Origin of the sequence: Nocardioides sp. NPDC059952 (genome assembly GCF_042730435.1) — a bacterium.
Taxonomy (GTDB): Bacteria; Actinomycetota; Actinomycetes; order Propionibacteriales; family Nocardioidaceae; genus Nocardioides.
Genome location: NZ_JBHWLY010000029.1, coordinates 35,771 through 51,517 on the forward strand (window position 1 = coordinate 35,771; position 15,747 = coordinate 51,517).

General features: G+C 69.9%; 16 protein-coding genes. 7 read left to right on the top strand and 9 right to left on the bottom strand.

What is annotated here, in order from left to right:
• The first annotated feature begins 46 nt into the window (after positions 1–46).
• Together ACFV9G_RS15085 and ACFV9G_RS15090 are read left to right on the top strand one after the other, a co-directional pair.
• A complete protein-coding gene (locus ACFV9G_RS15085) occupies positions 47–610 on the top strand; it encodes a helix-turn-helix domain-containing protein (RefSeq protein ID WP_378728286.1) in 564 nt (187 codons plus the stop codon).
• A 136-nt stretch (positions 611–746) separates the two neighbouring features.
• Positions 747–1,256, top strand: coding sequence for a hypothetical protein (locus tag ACFV9G_RS15090; protein ID WP_378728287.1), 510 nt, complete (start codon positions 747–749; stop codon positions 1,254–1,256).
• A gap of 52 nt (positions 1,257–1,308) precedes the next feature.
• On the opposite strand, the gene ACFV9G_RS15095 is transcribed toward ACFV9G_RS15090, so the two are convergent.
• Together ACFV9G_RS15095 and ACFV9G_RS15100 are read right to left on the bottom strand one after the other, a co-directional pair.
• Positions 1,309–2,019, bottom strand: a complete 711-nt coding sequence (locus ACFV9G_RS15095) for a Type 1 glutamine amidotransferase-like domain-containing protein (RefSeq protein WP_378728288.1) — start codon at positions 2,017–2,019, stop codon at positions 1,309–1,311.
• A 74-nt stretch (positions 2,020–2,093) separates the two neighbouring features.
• Positions 2,094–5,156: a M4 family metallopeptidase gene (locus ACFV9G_RS15100; protein WP_378728289.1), complete on the bottom strand. Its 3,063-nt coding sequence runs from the start codon at positions 5,154–5,156 to the stop codon at positions 2,094–2,096.
• Between the two features lie 198 nt (positions 5,157–5,354).
• Between ACFV9G_RS15100 and ACFV9G_RS15105 the strand changes: the two genes are divergently transcribed.
• A complete protein-coding gene (locus ACFV9G_RS15105; RefSeq protein ID WP_292649912.1) occupies positions 5,355–5,618 on the top strand; it encodes a WhiB family transcriptional regulator in 264 nt (87 codons plus the stop codon).
• Here the strand turns inward: ACFV9G_RS15105 and ACFV9G_RS15110 are convergent.
• Positions 5,615–6,496, bottom strand: coding sequence for a sigma-70 family RNA polymerase sigma factor (locus tag ACFV9G_RS15110; RefSeq protein ID WP_378728290.1), 882 nt, complete (start codon positions 6,494–6,496; stop codon positions 5,615–5,617). The genes ACFV9G_RS15105 and ACFV9G_RS15110 overlap by 4 nt on opposite strands.
• Positions 6,497–6,669: 173 nt before the next feature.
• On the opposite strand from ACFV9G_RS15110, the gene ACFV9G_RS15115 reads away from it, so the two are divergent.
• On the top strand, positions 6,670–7,134 hold the full coding sequence (locus tag ACFV9G_RS15115) for a carboxymuconolactone decarboxylase family protein (protein ID WP_378728291.1): 465 nt from the start codon (positions 6,670–6,672) through the stop codon (positions 7,132–7,134).
• 7 nt (positions 7,135–7,141) lie between these two features.
• Here ACFV9G_RS15115 and pgm read toward each other — a convergent pair whose 3' ends face one another.
• Positions 7,142–8,791, bottom strand: a complete 1,650-nt coding sequence (gene pgm, locus ACFV9G_RS15120; RefSeq protein WP_378728292.1) for a phosphoglucomutase (alpha-D-glucose-1,6-bisphosphate-dependent) — start codon at positions 8,789–8,791, stop codon at positions 7,142–7,144.
• 38 nt (positions 8,792–8,829) lie between these two features.
• Here pgm and ACFV9G_RS15125 point away from each other — a divergent pair, with 38 nt between their 5' ends.
• Complete coding sequence (locus tag ACFV9G_RS15125; protein ID WP_378728293.1) at positions 8,830–9,621, top strand: crotonase/enoyl-CoA hydratase family protein; 792 nt, start codon at positions 8,830–8,832, stop codon at positions 9,619–9,621.
• Here ACFV9G_RS15125 and ACFV9G_RS15130 read toward each other — a convergent pair.
• The 3 genes from ACFV9G_RS15130 to ACFV9G_RS15140 form a co-directional block, all read right to left on the bottom strand.
• Entirely contained in the window at positions 9,603–10,436 is an 834-nt protein-coding gene (locus tag ACFV9G_RS15130; protein ID WP_378728294.1) for a hypothetical protein, read from the bottom strand. The two genes, ACFV9G_RS15125 and ACFV9G_RS15130, sit on opposite strands and share 19 nt — an antisense overlap.
• A gap of 85 nt (positions 10,437–10,521) precedes the next feature.
• On the bottom strand, positions 10,522–11,463 hold the full coding sequence (locus tag ACFV9G_RS15135; RefSeq protein ID WP_378728295.1) for an oxidoreductase: 942 nt from the start codon (positions 11,461–11,463) through the stop codon (positions 10,522–10,524).
• A 61-nt stretch (positions 11,464–11,524) separates the two neighbouring features.
• Positions 11,525–12,133: a LysE/ArgO family amino acid transporter gene (locus tag ACFV9G_RS15140; RefSeq protein ID WP_378728296.1), complete on the bottom strand. Its 609-nt coding sequence runs from the start codon at positions 12,131–12,133 to the stop codon at positions 11,525–11,527.
• A gap of 75 nt (positions 12,134–12,208) precedes the next feature.
• Here ACFV9G_RS15140 and ACFV9G_RS15145 point away from each other — a divergent pair, with 75 nt between their 5' ends.
• Positions 12,209–13,138, top strand: coding sequence for a LysR family transcriptional regulator ArgP (locus ACFV9G_RS15145; protein WP_378728297.1), 930 nt, complete (start codon positions 12,209–12,211; stop codon positions 13,136–13,138).
• Here ACFV9G_RS15145 and ACFV9G_RS15150 read toward each other — a convergent pair.
• The gene (locus ACFV9G_RS15150) at positions 13,117–13,449 is read right to left on the bottom strand and encodes a hypothetical protein (protein ID WP_357339938.1); all 333 of its coding nucleotides are present in this window, start codon (positions 13,447–13,449) and stop codon (positions 13,117–13,119) included. The two genes, ACFV9G_RS15145 and ACFV9G_RS15150, sit on opposite strands and share 22 nt — an antisense overlap.
• Before the next feature lie 93 nt (positions 13,450–13,542).
• The gene (locus tag ACFV9G_RS15155; RefSeq protein WP_378728298.1) at positions 13,543–14,763 is read right to left on the bottom strand and encodes an MFS transporter; all 1,221 of its coding nucleotides are present in this window, start codon (positions 14,761–14,763) and stop codon (positions 13,543–13,545) included.
• Between the two features lie 82 nt (positions 14,764–14,845).
• Here ACFV9G_RS15155 and ACFV9G_RS15160 point away from each other — a divergent pair, with 82 nt between their 5' ends.
• Positions 14,846–15,721 (top strand): LysR family transcriptional regulator, encoded by an 876-nt coding sequence (locus ACFV9G_RS15160; RefSeq protein WP_378728299.1) that lies wholly within the window; start codon positions 14,846–14,848, stop codon positions 15,719–15,721.
• The last annotated feature ends 26 nt before the right edge of the window (positions 15,722–15,747 follow it).

Below are 15,747 nucleotides of genomic sequence, written 5' to 3' on the forward strand. Positions count from 1 at the left end.
AACATAGCACGCGATGTCAGAAACTGTCATCGCGTAGACTGGTGGCATGGGTCGTTGGGAGCCGGACGCGCGAGGTCGGATGCTGGATGCCGCCATCGAGCTGTTCACCGAGAAGGGCTACGACAAGACCACCGCCGGCGACATCGCCGCCCGGGCCGGGGTCACCGAGCGCACCTTCTTCCGTCACTTCGCAGACAAGCGTGAGGTGCTCTTCGCCGGCCCGATCACGCTCGACGAGATGGTGACCAAAGCAGTGGCCGCCGCCCCCGCGGACGCGACGCCGCTGCGGATGGTGCTCGACGGCGTACGTCAGGCCGCAGTCGAGCTCAGCGCGGTCCGCAGCCGGGCGCAGGCGGCCCAGCGGGCCCGGATCGTCGAGGCGACCCCCGCCCTGCAGGAGCGTGAGCTGCTCAAGATGGCTGCGATGGCGACCGCGGCGCAGGCCGCGCTCACCGACCGCGGCGTGGGCGAACCGACTTCCGGGCTGGCCGCCTACAGCGCCGTCGCCGTCTTCCAGGCGGCCTTCTCCCGGTGGGTGTCCGGGGCCACCGACCTCGGTCTTCCCGAGTGCGTCGACGAGGCGGCCGCCGCGCTGCGCGACCTCCGCTAGTGCACACCTGGGTCACACCTCCACCACGGTGACGAATGTCGTATGGACATCACCCGCCGGGACCGGTAGACAACTAGGCACTATGGAGAACCAGCTGATTCCCGGAACTGAGTCGCGGACCGCGGTGCGGAGCTATGTGACCGCCAACGAGCCGAACCCGTCGGCGCTCGCCGAAGGCCTGTGGGTGCTGCCTCCCGACGTGCTGTCCAGCGGTGACCGCGCGGTCCTCTTCGACCAGTACAAGCTCTACGTCGCCGAGGCCGAGCGGCTCAGCGTGCGGCGCACGCTCACCAGCGCGTTCCTGCTGGTCCTCAACGTCGGGCTCCTGGTCGCAGGCACGGCGCTCGTCGCCAGCGCGCCCGAGCGGCCGTGGATCTTCACGGTCGCCCTGATCGCCGCCCTCGGCTCATGCCTCGGCTGGTTCTGGATCATCCGCTCCTACCGGCAGATGGCGAGCGGGAAGTACTCCGTCATCTCCCACCTCGAGAAGCAGCTCCCCGCGGCACCTGGTGTCGCGGAGTGGTCGGCCGTCGGCCTAGGTCGCGACAGCTCGCGCTACCTGCCGATGAGCAACGTCGAGGTGTGGGCGCCCGCGCTCTTCGGGTTCTGCCACCTCGCGACGTACGCCCTGCTCTACCTGCCCTAACGCTGGTTGAGCCGCCGGAGCCGCTAGGCGGAGGCGTGTCGAAACCAACACCTCACGCGAGCGTACGAACCTTCAGCGCCGTCTCCCCGTCCGGCCCGACGGCGTAGGCGACTCCGTCGGGCCGCTCGCTGATCGCCTCGACCAGCTCGCCGTCGCGCCACAGCAGGGCGACGCCGTCATCGGCCGCGTAGCCCGAGGGCAGTGCTCCGGAGCCGATGAACCGGACGTACGTCTCGCGCCGGTCCTCCTCGCCCAGGTAGTGCGGGCAGAACGAACCGGGGAGGAAGCCCAGGCCGTCGGGGAGCGGCGCGGTGGGGCCGAAGGAGTCGGTCGAGGACGCCTCGTACCAGCAGTTGGCCCCAGCCGAGATCCCGGCCAGGATCGTCCCGCCGGCGGCCTTCTCCAGCAGAGCGGGCAGCCCGTGCAGCCGCCACACCGCGAGCAGGTTGGCGGTGGAGCCGCCGCCCACGTAGACGATGTCCTGCTCGAGCAGCTGCTCGAGGTCGTTGATCGGGAGGGCGTACCCCTCGGGCGCCTTGTTGAACAGAGACAGGACCTTCGCCTCGGAACGGTCGGCGTACGCGGCGAGGAACTTGTCGTGATACGTGTCTGCGTCCCCGCTCGCGGTGCCGATGAAGCAGACCTTTGGCCGCTCCTTGCCGGTCAGCCGGTTCAGCTCGGCATCGATCGGCGAGAAGTCCCGCCCGTGCACCTCCGGCATCGAGAAGCCGCCACCGCCCATGGTCAGGATCGTTCCGCGCATGGCGTGAGTGTAGGGACAGAGAAGGCCCCGCCGGAAAGTAGTTTCCGGCGGGGCCCTCGAGTGGTGCTGCGTGCTTACCTGACCTTGACGGTCACCGTCTCGGTGATCGCCTCGTTCTTCCGGTCACCCGAGTAGGCCACCTGGTAGGTGTGCGTGCCGCGGCTCGCCCGGAAGGTCGCTTCCTCCCACTTCAGGCGGAACCGGCCGACGCGCTTGCCGTTCTCGGTGACGACGATCTCGCCGGAGGCGCGCTCGCCGTCGACGGTGATCTCGACCTTGCCCTTCTTGGGCGAGGTGGCGGAGATCTCCGGGACCGCCTTCTCGGTGCAGTAGCTCACCGAGACGTTGTCGACGGCCCAGCCCTCGACGCCGTTGCAGCCGTCGCGACCGAGGTCGAAGCGGAACTGCACGGTGTCACCGGCGTCGGCGATCGCGTCGAGATCGACGATCGTCGTGCCCCACTGACCGGTGAACTTGCCACCGTCGGTGCCCGTCCAGGCGGGCTCACTGGCGAGGTAGCCGCTGTCGGGGTCCATCGTCGCGCCCGGTGCGTTGAACAGATACGCGGCCTGGTCGACGAGCGCGAAGTCCCCGCCGTTGACCGACACCTTGACGTTGCCGCCGTCCCAGCTCGACTCGGTGCGTACCGAGTGGTCGAACGTGAAGCGAGGCGTCAGACCCGCGGGCACGGTGATCTCCGGGGAGATCAGGCCGTTGCGGCTGGTGATGTCACCGGCCGGGTCACCGCACTGGCCCTCGACGGGGTCGGGGCCCCACGCGGCCTTGGTCTCGTTGCCCTCGACGTCGCTCAGGGTCTCCCAGGGGTAGTCGTTCCCGGGAACCAGGGACTCGGCGTCCTGGGTCCAACCGGTCAGACCGTCCTCGAAGTCCTCGGTGTAGGTGGTGACCTCGTTGGTGCCCTCGCCACACAGGGCGGGGGTGTTCGGGTCGAGCATCGGGCCGAAGTTGCACTGGACCGGCTCGTCGGCGAGCTCGGTGGCCGTGTTGGCCGCCACGACCGCCGCACAGTCAGTGGCCGTGATCGGCTCGAGAGCCGGCGCCGCGGCCTCGCCACCCGGAGTCTCGCCGCCGCCGGTCTGCGGCGTCGAGGTGCCCAGGGTGAGCTTCTTCAGCGTCGTCACACCCACCAGGTCGGCGCACGAGGAGACCATCGCCTGGGCGTACTCGGGGAAGCCCGAGGTCGGCGTCAGGTAGTTGGTCTGCGCGTGCCAGATCAGGTTGGCAGCCTTGTCCAGGCCGATGCTCGGCACGGTGACGTCGTTGTAGGCGCCGCCGTCGACCAGCAGGGCGTAGTGGTGGTTGATGACACCGGAGTTGCTGTGTACGCCGCCGGAGTCGGTGGTGTCGCAGTGGTACTCCTCGTCGGACACCTTGCCCGGGTCGCCGTAGCAGGTCGGGTTCCACATGTCGCGGATCGCGCCGCCGAAGGCGGTCGAGTCCTCACCCATCAGCCAGCGTACGGACTCGTCCTTCGACTCGGTCGAGGTGTCCTTGATGGTGATGTTGACCGGGCCGGTGGCGTTCTTGATCTTCTGGCCGGTGGCGTAGTCGGTCGTCGCACCGTAGATGTCGGCGTTGCCGGCGATCGAGCCGATCGGCTGGCCCTCCAGGAAGCCGATCACGATGCCCTCGGCGCCGGCGGCGGACGCGTTGGCGACCTTCTGGGTGAAGGCGCAGACGCCGCGGTCGACGAAGACGAACTTGCCGGCGATGTCGGCGGCGTTGGTGAAGGCGCCACAGCCGTTGGTCGGGCTGCCGTCGGCGGGGTCGTCCTGGCCCACGACGATGTCGGAGGTCACGCCCGCGGTCGGGAAGACCGGGCCGAAGCTGGCCGCGGCGGCCGGGCAGGCGCCCGCGACGTCGGCGGGGGAGTTGATGGTCAGCTCGATCGCGCCGCGCGTGGACGAGGAGCAGTGACCGTCGGTGCGGGCCACGTCGTCGGTGGTGTTCTCACGCGCGTTGATGAAGTCGACCGTGTTGCCCCACATGTCGGAGTAGGCCTCGTTGAGCGCACCGGGCTGCCACTGGTAGATCAGACCGGAGGTGTACTCGGTGTAGGCGTGGCCCCACTCGTGCGCCACCACGTCGTCCGAGGTGACCCCGGAGCAGTAGTTGGTGGTCGCGCCGTTCCAGTTGGCGTTCGGGCACGAGATCGCCGGGTCGTTGTTGACCGTGACCATCTTCGCGCCGTTGCCGTCATAGGAGTCGCGGCCGAAGGTGTTCTTGTAGAGCCAGTAGGACTCGCCGGTGGTGGCGACCTCGTTGGCCTGGTCCTGGTCGAGCGTGCCCGGGAAGGCGTCGTTCTCGACCCAGACGGTCGCGTCGTCGCCGGTGTCGGGCGTGTTGTGCTTCTCGACGAGCTCGCGGTCGGTGGCCGAGTGGAGCATCGAGTAGCGGTTGACCGGCTTGCCGCTGGCGGCGTCGAGGACGACGGTCTCGCGCACGGTGGACCGGTTGGACACCTCGATCACCCAGGCGAGCAGGCTCTTGCCGTCCACGCCCTGGGCGGCGCCCATGCGATAGATGTTGAGGTCGGCCTTGACGACCTTGGCGCCGGTGGTGTCGACGGTGCCCTCGCCGTGGGCGTCGGCCGGCTTCGACTTCACCAGCTCGAGCGCCTTGGCGGAGGCCTTCTCCTTCGACCACTTCGGGGTCGTGCTGAGGTCGAGGTTCGGGGCGGCGAAACCGTTGACCGAGGTCAGGTCGCCGGCCTTGTCGACGTGGGCCTTCAGGACGCCGCCGAAGACCGGGACGTCCTGGTAGGTCTGCTCGAACTCGACCGTCCAGCCGGCCGGGGTGGTGCTGACCGCTGACTGGTCGAGCTGGCCGGCCTCGGCGCCGAAGACCGAGGCGTACTTGTCGAGGTATTTGCGTGCCTTCTCGGCCGCATCCGACTTGCTGTCGGCGGAGACGCCGGGCAGCAGGTCGCCCTTGGTGGACGCGTAGCCGATCTGGCCAGTGGCGCCCTCCTTCTTGAGCGTCACGGTCTGGTCGGCATCGGCCTTGAGCTGGTCGATGCCGCCGGGATCCGGTTTGGCCGCGACCGCGGCGACGGGGGTGATCACCAGGCTTGCCGTGACGAGCGCAAGGCTGATTCCTTGCTTTCCGAGCTTCACGGGTTGCTCCTCTCGGGGATTCGCCGCGTCAGGTCGCGGCGATTTCGCATCGTAGAGAGATTTGCGACGAAGAGGGGCGTAAACGCGAATCACGAGTCCGAAACGATTCGTCCTCGGGAGATTCTCTCCGGGAGCTCAGGGGAGATCTAAGGTAGTTGCCCGATGTGCGGGCCTACCTCAGGAGCAGATTCTCGTTAGGTGCCCTTGGAGATCATCCCGCCTCTGTACGCCGCCGGCCTGCCGTGCCACGGAGACGACTCTGCGTTGTGGTTCTCAGAGTCCCCCGCCGCCCTCGAGGTCGCCAAAGACCGCTGCCTCGACTGCCCGGTGATGCGTGAGTGTCTCTCCGGTGCTCTGGCCCGCTCCGAGCCGTGGGGCGTCTGGGGCGGCGAGATCGTCGAGCGCGGCCAGGTGGTCACCCACAAGCGCGGCCGCGGCCGCCCGCGGCGCCAGGCCGCCTAGCCGTGTGCTGACTCCAGCCCCAGGTCGGCGGCGAGCTTCGCGATCTGGTCGGGTGCTGCGTACGCCTCGATCTCGGTGACCTGCCCGTCGACCACGGTGAAGCCCATGACGCTGAACAGCTTGCCTCGGAGGGTGACGGCCACGCCGGCCAGGCCGTTGACGAGCGCGGGGCGGGTGATGCGCTCGGCGTGGGCGTACATGGCCGCGTTGCCTGCCACCGTCTCGGCGCCGCGATAGGTCGTGACCCCGGAGCCGGCGTCGGCGCGCAGGACGACGTCGGGATGGAGCACGCCGACCAGACGGGCCAGGTCGCCCTCCTGCGCAGCGGCGAAGAACGCGTCCACCACCTCGCGCTGAGCGCTGATGCCGTGACTCGGTGCGTGCCCTTGCACGCGTCGACGCGCACGGCTGGCGAGCTGACGGGTGGAGGTCGGAGAACGGTCGAGCATCCCCGCGATCTCGTCGAAGGGCACGGCGAAGAGATCGTGGAGCACGAAGGCCAGCCGCTCGTCAGGGGAGAGCTGTTCGAGCACCACCAGCAGCGCGATGCTGACCGAGTCGGCGAGCATCGCCCGCTCGACCGGATCCTGTGGCTCAGCGTCGTCGAGGACGACCGTGGGGTCGGGCAGCCCGGCCTCGAGCGGCACCTCGCCACGGGTCTTGCGGGAGCGCAGCATGTTGAGGCAGACCCGCGCAGTCACCGTCGTCAGCCAGCCGCCGAGGTTGTCGATCTCGTCGGTCTCGCTCCGGCTCAGCCGGAGCCAGGCCTCCTGCACCGCGTCCTCGGCCTCCGTCGCGGACCCGAGCATCCGGTAGGCCACCCCGAACAGGTGCCGGCGCTCGTCCTCGAAGCGCTCGGCCAGCCAGCTCTGTTGCATCGTGTGTCCTCGGGTTCTCTGGGTCGGGTCTCTGGGACCTGGTCTCTGGGTCCGGGGCAGGTGGCCCCATCAGACCTGACACGTGAAGCAGAGCAGATGTGACCGATCCGGCCAAAGAACTTTTTCTTTCCCCGATCTGTCACATCCGTTCGGGCTACCGGTTCAGAGATGACATGAGCAACCGAATGAAGAACCCGACAGAAGTTTTCCCGCAGGCGCTCAAGGGCGTCATGAACCTCCTGGGAGCAGTCTCCGCCGGCGGGCTGCCCGAGACCACCACCGAGCTCGTCGCCATCCGGGTGAGCCAGCTCAACGGCTGCGCGGCCTGCCTCCAGGGCCACGCCACCCGCCTCGACGCCGTCGGTCTGCCGATCGAGAAGGTCGTCGGTCTGCCGGCTTTCCGGGAGTCCCCGTTCTTCGACGAGGCGGAGAAGGCTGCGCTCGCCCTGGCTGAGGCCGTCACCCGTCTCGCTGACGCCGAGGACCCTGTGCCCGACGAGCTCTGGCGCGAGGTCACCAAGCACTACGACGAGAAGCAGGCCGCCGCCCTCGTCCTCTGCATCGCCACCCACAACCTCTTCAACCGTGTGAACGTGACCGTTCGAGAAGACCCCTCGGACCCCAAGTGGGCCCGCTGACGGGCGGTCAGGCCAACGCCGCGGAGACGACCGCCTTGGCCTCCTTCTGCACCTCGGCCAGATGGTCGGGCCCGCGGAAGGACTCGGCGTAGATCTTGTAGACGTCCTCGGTCCCGCTCGGGCGGGCGGCGAACCAGGCCGACTCGGTGGTCACCTTCAGGCCACCGATCGCCGCGCCGTTGCCCGGTGCCTCGGTGAGCTTGGCGGTGATCTCCTCACCGGCCAGGGTGGTCGCGGTGACGGCGTCGGGGGAGAGGGCGGTGAGCTTGGCCTTCTCCTCCCGTGCTGCGGGGGCGTCGATCCGGGCATACGCCGGCTCGCCGTGCTCGGCGACGAGCTCGGCGTAGCGCTGCGACGGCGACTTCCCGGTGCGCGCCAGGATCTCGGAGGCGAGCAGGGCGAGGATGATGCCGTCCTTGTCGGTGGTCCACACGGTGCCGTCGAAGCGCAGGAACGAGGCGCCCGCCGATTCCTCGCCGCCGAAGCCGAACGAGCCGTCGATCAGCCCCGGCACGAACCACTTGAACCCGACCGGCACCTCGACCAGCGGCTTGTCGAGCGCACCGGCGACCCGGTCGATCATCGAGGACGAGACCAGCGTCTTGCCGATCCGTGCGGTCGCCGGCCAGCCGGGACGCGCGCCGCCGAAGAGGTGGTCGATCGCGACCGCGAGGAAGTGGTTGGGGTTCATCAGCCCGGCATCGCGGGTGACGATCCCGTGCCGGTCGGAGTCGGCGTCGTTGCCCGTGGCGATGTCGAACTCCGGGGTGCTCTCCAGGAAACGAACCAGCTCCGCCATCGCGCTGGGGGAGGAGCAGTCCATCCGGATCTTGCCGTCCCAGTCCAGCGGCATGAACCGCCAGGTCGGGTCGACCAGCTCGTTGACCACGTTGAGGTCGATCTTGTGCCGCTCGGCGATCTCGCCCCAGTAGGCGACCGAGGCCCCACCCAGCGGGTCCGCCGCGATGCGCACCCCGGCATCGCGGATGGCGGCCAGGTCGACCACGTTGGGCAGGTCGTCGACGTAGGAGCCCAGGAAGTCGTACGCCTCGGCCTTCCGCCTCGCGGCGGCGAACGGCACCCGCTTGACGCCGGAGAGCCCGGCCCGGATCAGCTCGTTGGCGCGGGCGGCGATGACCTTGGTCGCGTCCGAGTCGGCGGGACCGCCGTGGGGCGGGTTGTACTTGAAGCCGCCGTCGGAGGGCGGGTTGTGGGACGGGGTGACGACGATCCCGTCGGCGAGACCGGGGCCGGCCAGCCGCCCGCCGTTGGCGCGAAGGATCGCGTGCGAGACCGCCGGGGTCGGGGTGTAGCCGTCGCGGTCGTCCACCAGGACGCGTACGTCGTTGGCGACCAGCACCTCCAGAGCGCTCGCCCACGCGGGCTCGGAGAGGCCGTGGGTGTCGCGCCCGATGAACAGCGGCCCGTCGAAGCCCTGCGCGGTCCGGTAGTCGACGATCGCCTGGGTCGTGGCCAGGATGTGCGTCTCGTTGAAGGCCGACCTGAGCGAGGACCCACGATGCCCCGAGGTGCCGAAGACGACCTGCTGGGACGGATCCTCCGGGTCCGGCTGCAGGTTGTAGTAGGAGGCGACCAGGTGAGGTACGTCGACCAGGTCGGCGGGCGTAGCGAGCGTTCCAGCGCGTGGGTCAGCCATGTGCCCCATCATGCCTACTGCCCCGTAATGTTCTCCTCATGCCCCTCGTCACCACCGAAATCAACGACGGCATCGCCCAGGTGCGTCTCAACCGCCCGGACAAGCTCAACGCGCTGACCCTCGAGCTGCTCCGGGAACTGGTCGACACCGCCAAGGAGCTCGGCAAGAACCACGAGCTGCGCGCGGTGGTCATCGCCGGTGAGGGGGACGCTTTCACCGCCGGTCTCGACTTCGCCTCGGTCCTGCGCGACCCGAAGAAGATCGTCGGCGCTTTCGTGCCCGTGCCCTTCCGCGGCACCAACCTCTTCCAGGAGTCGGTCTGGGCGTGGCGCCGGCTGCCGGTCCCGGTGATCGCGGCCGTCCACGGCCACTGCCTCGGCGGCGGCGTACAGATCGCGCTCGGCGCCGACTTCCGCATCGCCGAGCCCGACTCGCAGTGGTCGGTCCTCGAGGGCAAGTGGGGCATCATCCCCGACATGACCGGCATCCGGTCGCTCTCCGAGGTCGTCGGCATCGACACTGCCAAGAAGCTCACCATGACCGCCGAGCAGTTCTCCGGCGAGCGTGCCTACGAGCTCGGCCTGGTCACCGAGCTCTCCGCCGACCCGGTGGCTACCGCGACCGCCTTCGCCCGCAAGCTCTCCGAGCGCTCCCCGGACCAGCTCGCCGCTGCCAAGCGCCTCTTCAACGACACCTGGTACTCGCCCATCAAGCGCACCTTCTCCCGCGAGCGCATCGAGCAGCTCCGCCTCCTCTTCGGCGAGAACACCAAGATCGCCCGCGAGGCCGCCTTCAAGCGCGAGAAGCCGACCTACAAGCCCCGCCGCTGACCCGACTCAGCCGAGGCGTCACCCGACTCAGCCGAGGCGTCACCCCGGTCGGCCGAAGCGTCACTCGCGTCGATCGAGGCGTCATCTGATGCCTTCTCGGCCGACGTACGTGACGCCTCGGCCGACGTACCTGACGCCTCGGCCTGCGCGGCTGACGCCTCGGCGTGCTTGCGGCGACGCTTGATCTCGCCCTGGGCGAGGACGAAGGCGAGGATGACGGGCCAGACGTACTTCAGATGGTTGGCGACCCATTTCACCCATTCGGGGACCTGTACGTTCGGCAGGTCCGGCCACGGGATCGACGGCCACGGGATGCTGGGGAGGTCGGGCAGCGGCAGGTCGGGGACGTCGGGCAGGTTCGGCAGCGGGAGGTCGATGTTCGGCAGCGATATCCGGGCTAGGATCCACGCGACGACCGCCGCGACGACGATGCCGCCGACCACGCCCGCGGCGCCGCCGAGGGTCTCGATGAGCGCATAGCGCTTGGGGTGGTCGATCACCCGGCGTTCGTACGCAGCGGCCCGTGACCCCGGCTCGGGGGTGAGGTCGACGCCGCCGATGCCGGCCAGCCCGGCCAGGTCCTCGCCGGGCGCGAAGTAGGTCGCCCGCCGCGGGGTGCCGAGACCGGAGTGGATCACGAGCAGGGCGCCATGCTCCTTGCTCTCCAGCCGGGCCCGGTCGTCGGAGGTCTTCTTGGTGAGGACCTCCTCGCCGTCGACGGTCCACACGAACGTACGGATGATCTCGCCGGTCACCTCGAGATGATGGGTGATGCCGGAGATCGTCCGCGACCAGATCTGGACCTTCTTGCTCACCCTGAAGAATCTAGGAGAGGTGACACCGGGGCGGCATCGGTCGCAGGTAGCGACCGGAGTCCGACTTTGGTCAGGGGCAGGCCAATCAGGGGTAGGCGATACCAGTGGTCTGCTCGGACAGCTCCCACAGCGCCCGGGCAGCCTCCGGGTCGTGCGCCAGCCGGGTCGCGGCGACCGGCTTCGGTGCGCCCCGAGCCTCGAAGGCGTCGCCGGGCCCGACGTACGTCCCGGGCTCCAGCCCTGGGTAGGTCGCCGCCATCAGCGCAGGCCAGGCACCAGCTTCGGGAGTCTGAGCCATGGCATGGACGGCGGCCTCACTGATGCTGGCGATCGGCGCGATGAGTCTCCTGGACGTGCCGTTCGCCATGAGACGCGTCGAGGCGAGCCCCGGGTGGGCGGCGTACGCAGCGACCGGCAGCCCCGCCTTCTCCAGGCGCCGCTGGAGCTCGAAGGTGAAGAGCAGGTTGGCGAGCTTGGACTGCGAGTAGACGTTCCAGGGCGAATACCGCCCGACCTGCACGGTCGGGAAGCCCAACGGCGCCTTGCGGGCCATCTTGTGCATCATGCTCGACACGGTCACGATCCGCCCCTCGCCACTCTCGGCCAGCGGCTCCAGCAGCAGTCCGGTCAGCAGGAACGGCCCGAAGTGGTTGGTCGCCATCTGCAGGTCGAGGTCGTCCACGGTCCGTGACTGCGGTGTCGCCATCACGCCCGCGTTGTTGACCAGCAGGTGCAGCGGCCCGCCGCCTTCGAAGGTCGCCGCCGCGATCGCCTCGGCGCCGGCCCGCACCGCCTGGAGCGAGGAGAGATCGAGCGCGACCCGGTCCAGCCTGGCGCCCGGCACCTCCTCGGCCAACGCGGCGGCGGCCGCGTCGAGCTTCTCCCAGGACCGCCCCGCGAGGACCACGCGTGCCCCCGCGGCAGCGAGGCCGCGCGCGGTGAAGTAGCCGATCCCGCCCAGCGTCGGTCCGGTCACCACGGCGTTCTTGCCGGTCAGGTCAGGAATGTCGGAGGTCGTCCACGGCATGCGGCCACACTAGGCGGCCCGTCAACACAATGGACGGATTTGATCGTCGGGCCCCGCCCGATCAGCCCAGCCCACCCGCTGCGAGCCCGGCAGCGATCGCGAGCATCGTGCACCCGATGAGACAGTCGAGCACCTGCCAGGCGCGCCGGCTGGCGAGCAGCGGCCCGAGGAGCCGGGCGCCGTAGCCGAGACCGGCGAACCAGATGATGCTGGCCAAGCAGCCGCCGATGGCGAACCCCCACCGTGCCGAGCCGTAGGTCGCCGCGATCGACCCGTGGAGCACAAGTGTGTCGATGTAAACATGCGGGTTGAGCCAGGTGAAGGCGGCGGCCTTGGCGATCACCCGGGGGAGTGTCTCGCGGGGCGCATCGGCGGCATCGAGCCCCGAGGGTCGCATCGCCCGACGGAACGAGCCAATGCCGTACCAGCCGAGGAACGCCACCCCGAGCCAGCGCAGCACCTCCATCACCCACCCCGCGTGCGAGACGACCGCCCCCATGCCGCCGACCCCGGCGCAGATGAGAAGGAGGTCGGAGACCGCACACACGGCCACCACGGCGAGCACGTGCGAGCGGAGGATGCCCTGCCGCAGGACGTACGCGTTCTGGGACCCGATGGCGATGATGAGGCTGAGCCCGGTGAGGAGCCCGGCGAGGCTTGCGTTGATCACGTCGGCGACGCTAGGCGGCCAACCGACCTGCAGACCAGCGAAAGAATCTTACCGAAGATAAGCCACACTTAAGGCATGCCCGCTCTCGACCCCACTCAGCTCGAGACCCTCGTCGTGATCGCAGAGGAAGGCACCTTCGACGCCGCGGCGAGACGACTTCACATCACCCCGAGCGCCGTCAGCCAGCGGATCCGGGCGCTCGAGCGCGCGGCCGGGCAGGTGCTGGTGCGGCGTACGACTCCCTGCACGCCCACCGAGGCCGGCGAGCCGCTGATCAGGCACGGCCGACAGCTCCGCCTGCTGCTCGACGAGGCAACCGCGACCCTGAATGCCGGTGACAGCAGCGACGACACCGTCGTCGACCTTTCGATCGTGGTCAACGCGGACACCCTCGCGACCTGGTTCCGTCCGGTGCTCGATGAGGTGGCGACCTGGGATCGGACGGCGCTGCGGATCACCGTGGAGGACCAGGGCTACTCGGCCGACGCGCTACGCCGCGGGGAGGTCCTCGCTGCGGTGACCAGCGAACCGAGACCGGTCCAGGGCTGCACCGCCGAGCCCCTGGGGCGGCTCCGCTACACCCCCGGCGCGACCCCGGCGCTCATCGAGCGCCACCGCAAGGGCAGAGGCATCGACTGGGGCGCGATCCCGATGATCGTCTACAACGAGAAGGACCACCTCCAGGACGAGGTGCTGGCGGCGCACGGCGCGACCCGGCCGCCGGTGGTCCACCGCGTCCCGAGCAGCCACGACTTCCACGAGGCCATCAGGCGCGGCCTCGGCTGGGGCATGCTGCTCGACGCCCAGGCCGAGGCCGACCTCGAGAGCCGAACGACGATCCCGCTCCCGGGCGCGAAGCCGATCGACGTCCAGCTCTTCTGGCAACGCTGGCGCCTCGACTCGATCGCGCTGGACGACCTGAGCGAAGCCGTACGCCGCGCTGCGCGCGACCAGCTGCGCCCGACACGTGGCCGGCGAGCAGCTCAGCCGCGCTCGGGCGGGTAGCCACCCCCGTTGGGGCCGTTGGGGTAGCCGCCCTGCGGCGGATACTGTCCCTGGGGAGGCGGGTAGTGACCCTGCGGTCCGCCCTGATAGGGACCGGCGTCGTACTGGCGGTGCTCGACGGCCGTGGTGTGCTGCGACCGGTTGACCGACAGGAGGACCCCGATCCCGATGGCGAGGCCGCCGGCGATCACGAGGATCCAGCCCAGCGGCTCGCTCGCGATCGCGTTGGCGACGTCGTCAGGCAGGTCGACCGCGCCGGTGAGCAGGATGAGTCCGAGGACCAGCAAGATGATCCCGAGGCCGATGGTCATGAGAGAAACTCCAGACGTGTGGGGGCTGGCGCGCCACGCTACCCAGCCGGTTCAGGCCCCCATACCGTCCCCCGCATCACGGCTTGCCGCAGGTCAGGCCGTACGCCGCGACCCGGCCACGCCTCGAGCCGCGACCCCGAGCAGCACCAGCAGGAGCGCGCCGAAGGCGAGCATCGCCGGCTCGGTCGCGACGTACTGCACCAAGATCCCCAGCAGCACCACCGGCACCGTGATCCCGAGATAGGCCATCAGGAAGAGCCCGGCCAGCGCCTCGCCGCGGCTGTTCGCCGGCGCCACCGAGATCACGGTGGCGACCGCGGCCTTGAACGACATCCCCGATCCGGCTCCGGTGACGACGGCCCCGACGACCAGGATCCAGAACGTGCCCGACAGCAGGGCGCCGATGACGAGGAGCAGCCCGGTGGTCAGCGCGACCAGTCCGGTGGCGTACAGCCGATGGCGCGGCCAGCGCCCAGCCAGCACCTGGAAGAGAGCCGCGGCCCCGAAGATCGAGAACCCGACCACGCCCGCGACGGCGTGCGAGTGCATGCCCAGATCCTCGGCGAGGAACGACGGCACCAGCGAGGTGAAGAAGCCGAACATCGCGAACGCCACGAAGCTCGCCATCCCCGCGGCGAAGTACGCGCCGCGCGCGTCGGCCGGCACCCGCACCCGCTGCGGCCGGTAGGTCCACCCCGGCTGGTCGGTGTCGACCGTCTCCGGCGCCGCCACGACGGCGAGCAGCCCGAGCACCATCAGGAACGCGAAGACCGCGTACGGCGTGTAGAGCGGTCGCGGTGCCCACTCGGCCAGCGCGCCGGCGACCAGCGGGCCCAGCCCCAGGCCGCCGATGTTGGCCGCGGTCGCGACCACCTCGGCCCGGGTCGCCGACGCCTCCGGCCGCGCGGTCCGGTGCAGCTCGGCGAGATGGGCCGTCGCGGTGGCGGTCAGCATCCCGACGCCGAGCCCGGACAGCAGCCGCGCCAGCAGCAGCCAGCCGAGCTCGTGGGTCGAGAGGAAGATCAGCGCCGAGAGCACGTTGAGCAGCACCGCCGGAGCCACCACCCGCCGTCGCCCGAACCGGTCCGAGAGGTGGCCGGCGAGGAAGAGCGAGATCGCCACCCCCGCGCCGTACGTCGCGAACACCACCGTGATCACGAACGAGCCCCACCCCTGCTCGTCGACGTAGAAGACGTAGAGCGGCGCCGGCGCGGCCGCGAAGCCCATCGTCACCGCGAACAGGAACGCCACCGACCAGAACCCGCGGACGTGGTGGTGCCGCTCGGTGAGGGGCGCTGCCTGGATCGTTGTCATGCGTCCATGCTCGCCGATCCTCACGATCATCTCCAACGAATCTTATCGAAGGTAAGCATCACGATCTGCGATAGTGAGGAGCATGCAGCCGCACCAGCTGGAGTACTTCGTCGCCGTCGCCGAGACGGGCAGCTTCACCGCCGGCGCCGACCGGGTCGGTGTCGTGCAGTCCGCGGTCTCGGCAGCCATCAAGCAGCTCGAGCGCGGCCTGGGAGCGCCGTTGATCGAGCGCGGCTACCACCGCCTCGCGCTGACCGCCGAGGGCGAGGCGCTGCTCCCGCGCGCCCGCGAGGTGCTCGCCGGCATCGATGCTGCTCGCGAGGCGGTTGCCGGCGCCCATGGCCAGGTGGTCGGCACCGTCCTCTTCGGCACGCTCTCCTACACCGGCCGCTGGGACATCGCCGAGGTCCTGCAGGGCTTCGCCGCCCGTCACCCCGGCATCACCGTGCGCCTGCGCCAGACCATCTCGGGCAGCGCCACCAGCGAGGCGGACGTACGCTCCGGGGCCCTCGATCTCGCTCTGGTCTCGACGGCTGCGGCCTCGCTGCCCGGGCTGAGCCTGACCCGCATCCACAGCGACGAGCTCGTGTTCATCTGTGCACCCGGCCATCGCCTGGCGCAGGCCGGTGCCGTGTCCGCCGCCGACCTGGCCGAGGAGACCTGGGTCGACTTCCCGACGGGGTGGGGCAACCGTACGGTGGTGGACGCCGCGTTCGCCTCTGCCGGCGTCTCGCGGGCGGTCCGCACCGAGGTCACCAGCTTCGAGCTGGCGCGCAACCTCGTCTGCCGCGGTCTGGGCGTCTCGGTCGTGCCCCGCGCGTCGATCGAGGGTGACCCCGGGGTCGTCGCCGTCCCGATCGGCCTGGAGTGGTCCTTTCAGCTCGCGGTCGCGAGCAACCGACGGATCTCTGCCGCCGCCGCCCGGCTCGCCGAGGCGGTCACGGCCTCAGCGATGTGAGCAGCAGATGGCACTGCGGCCCGCCC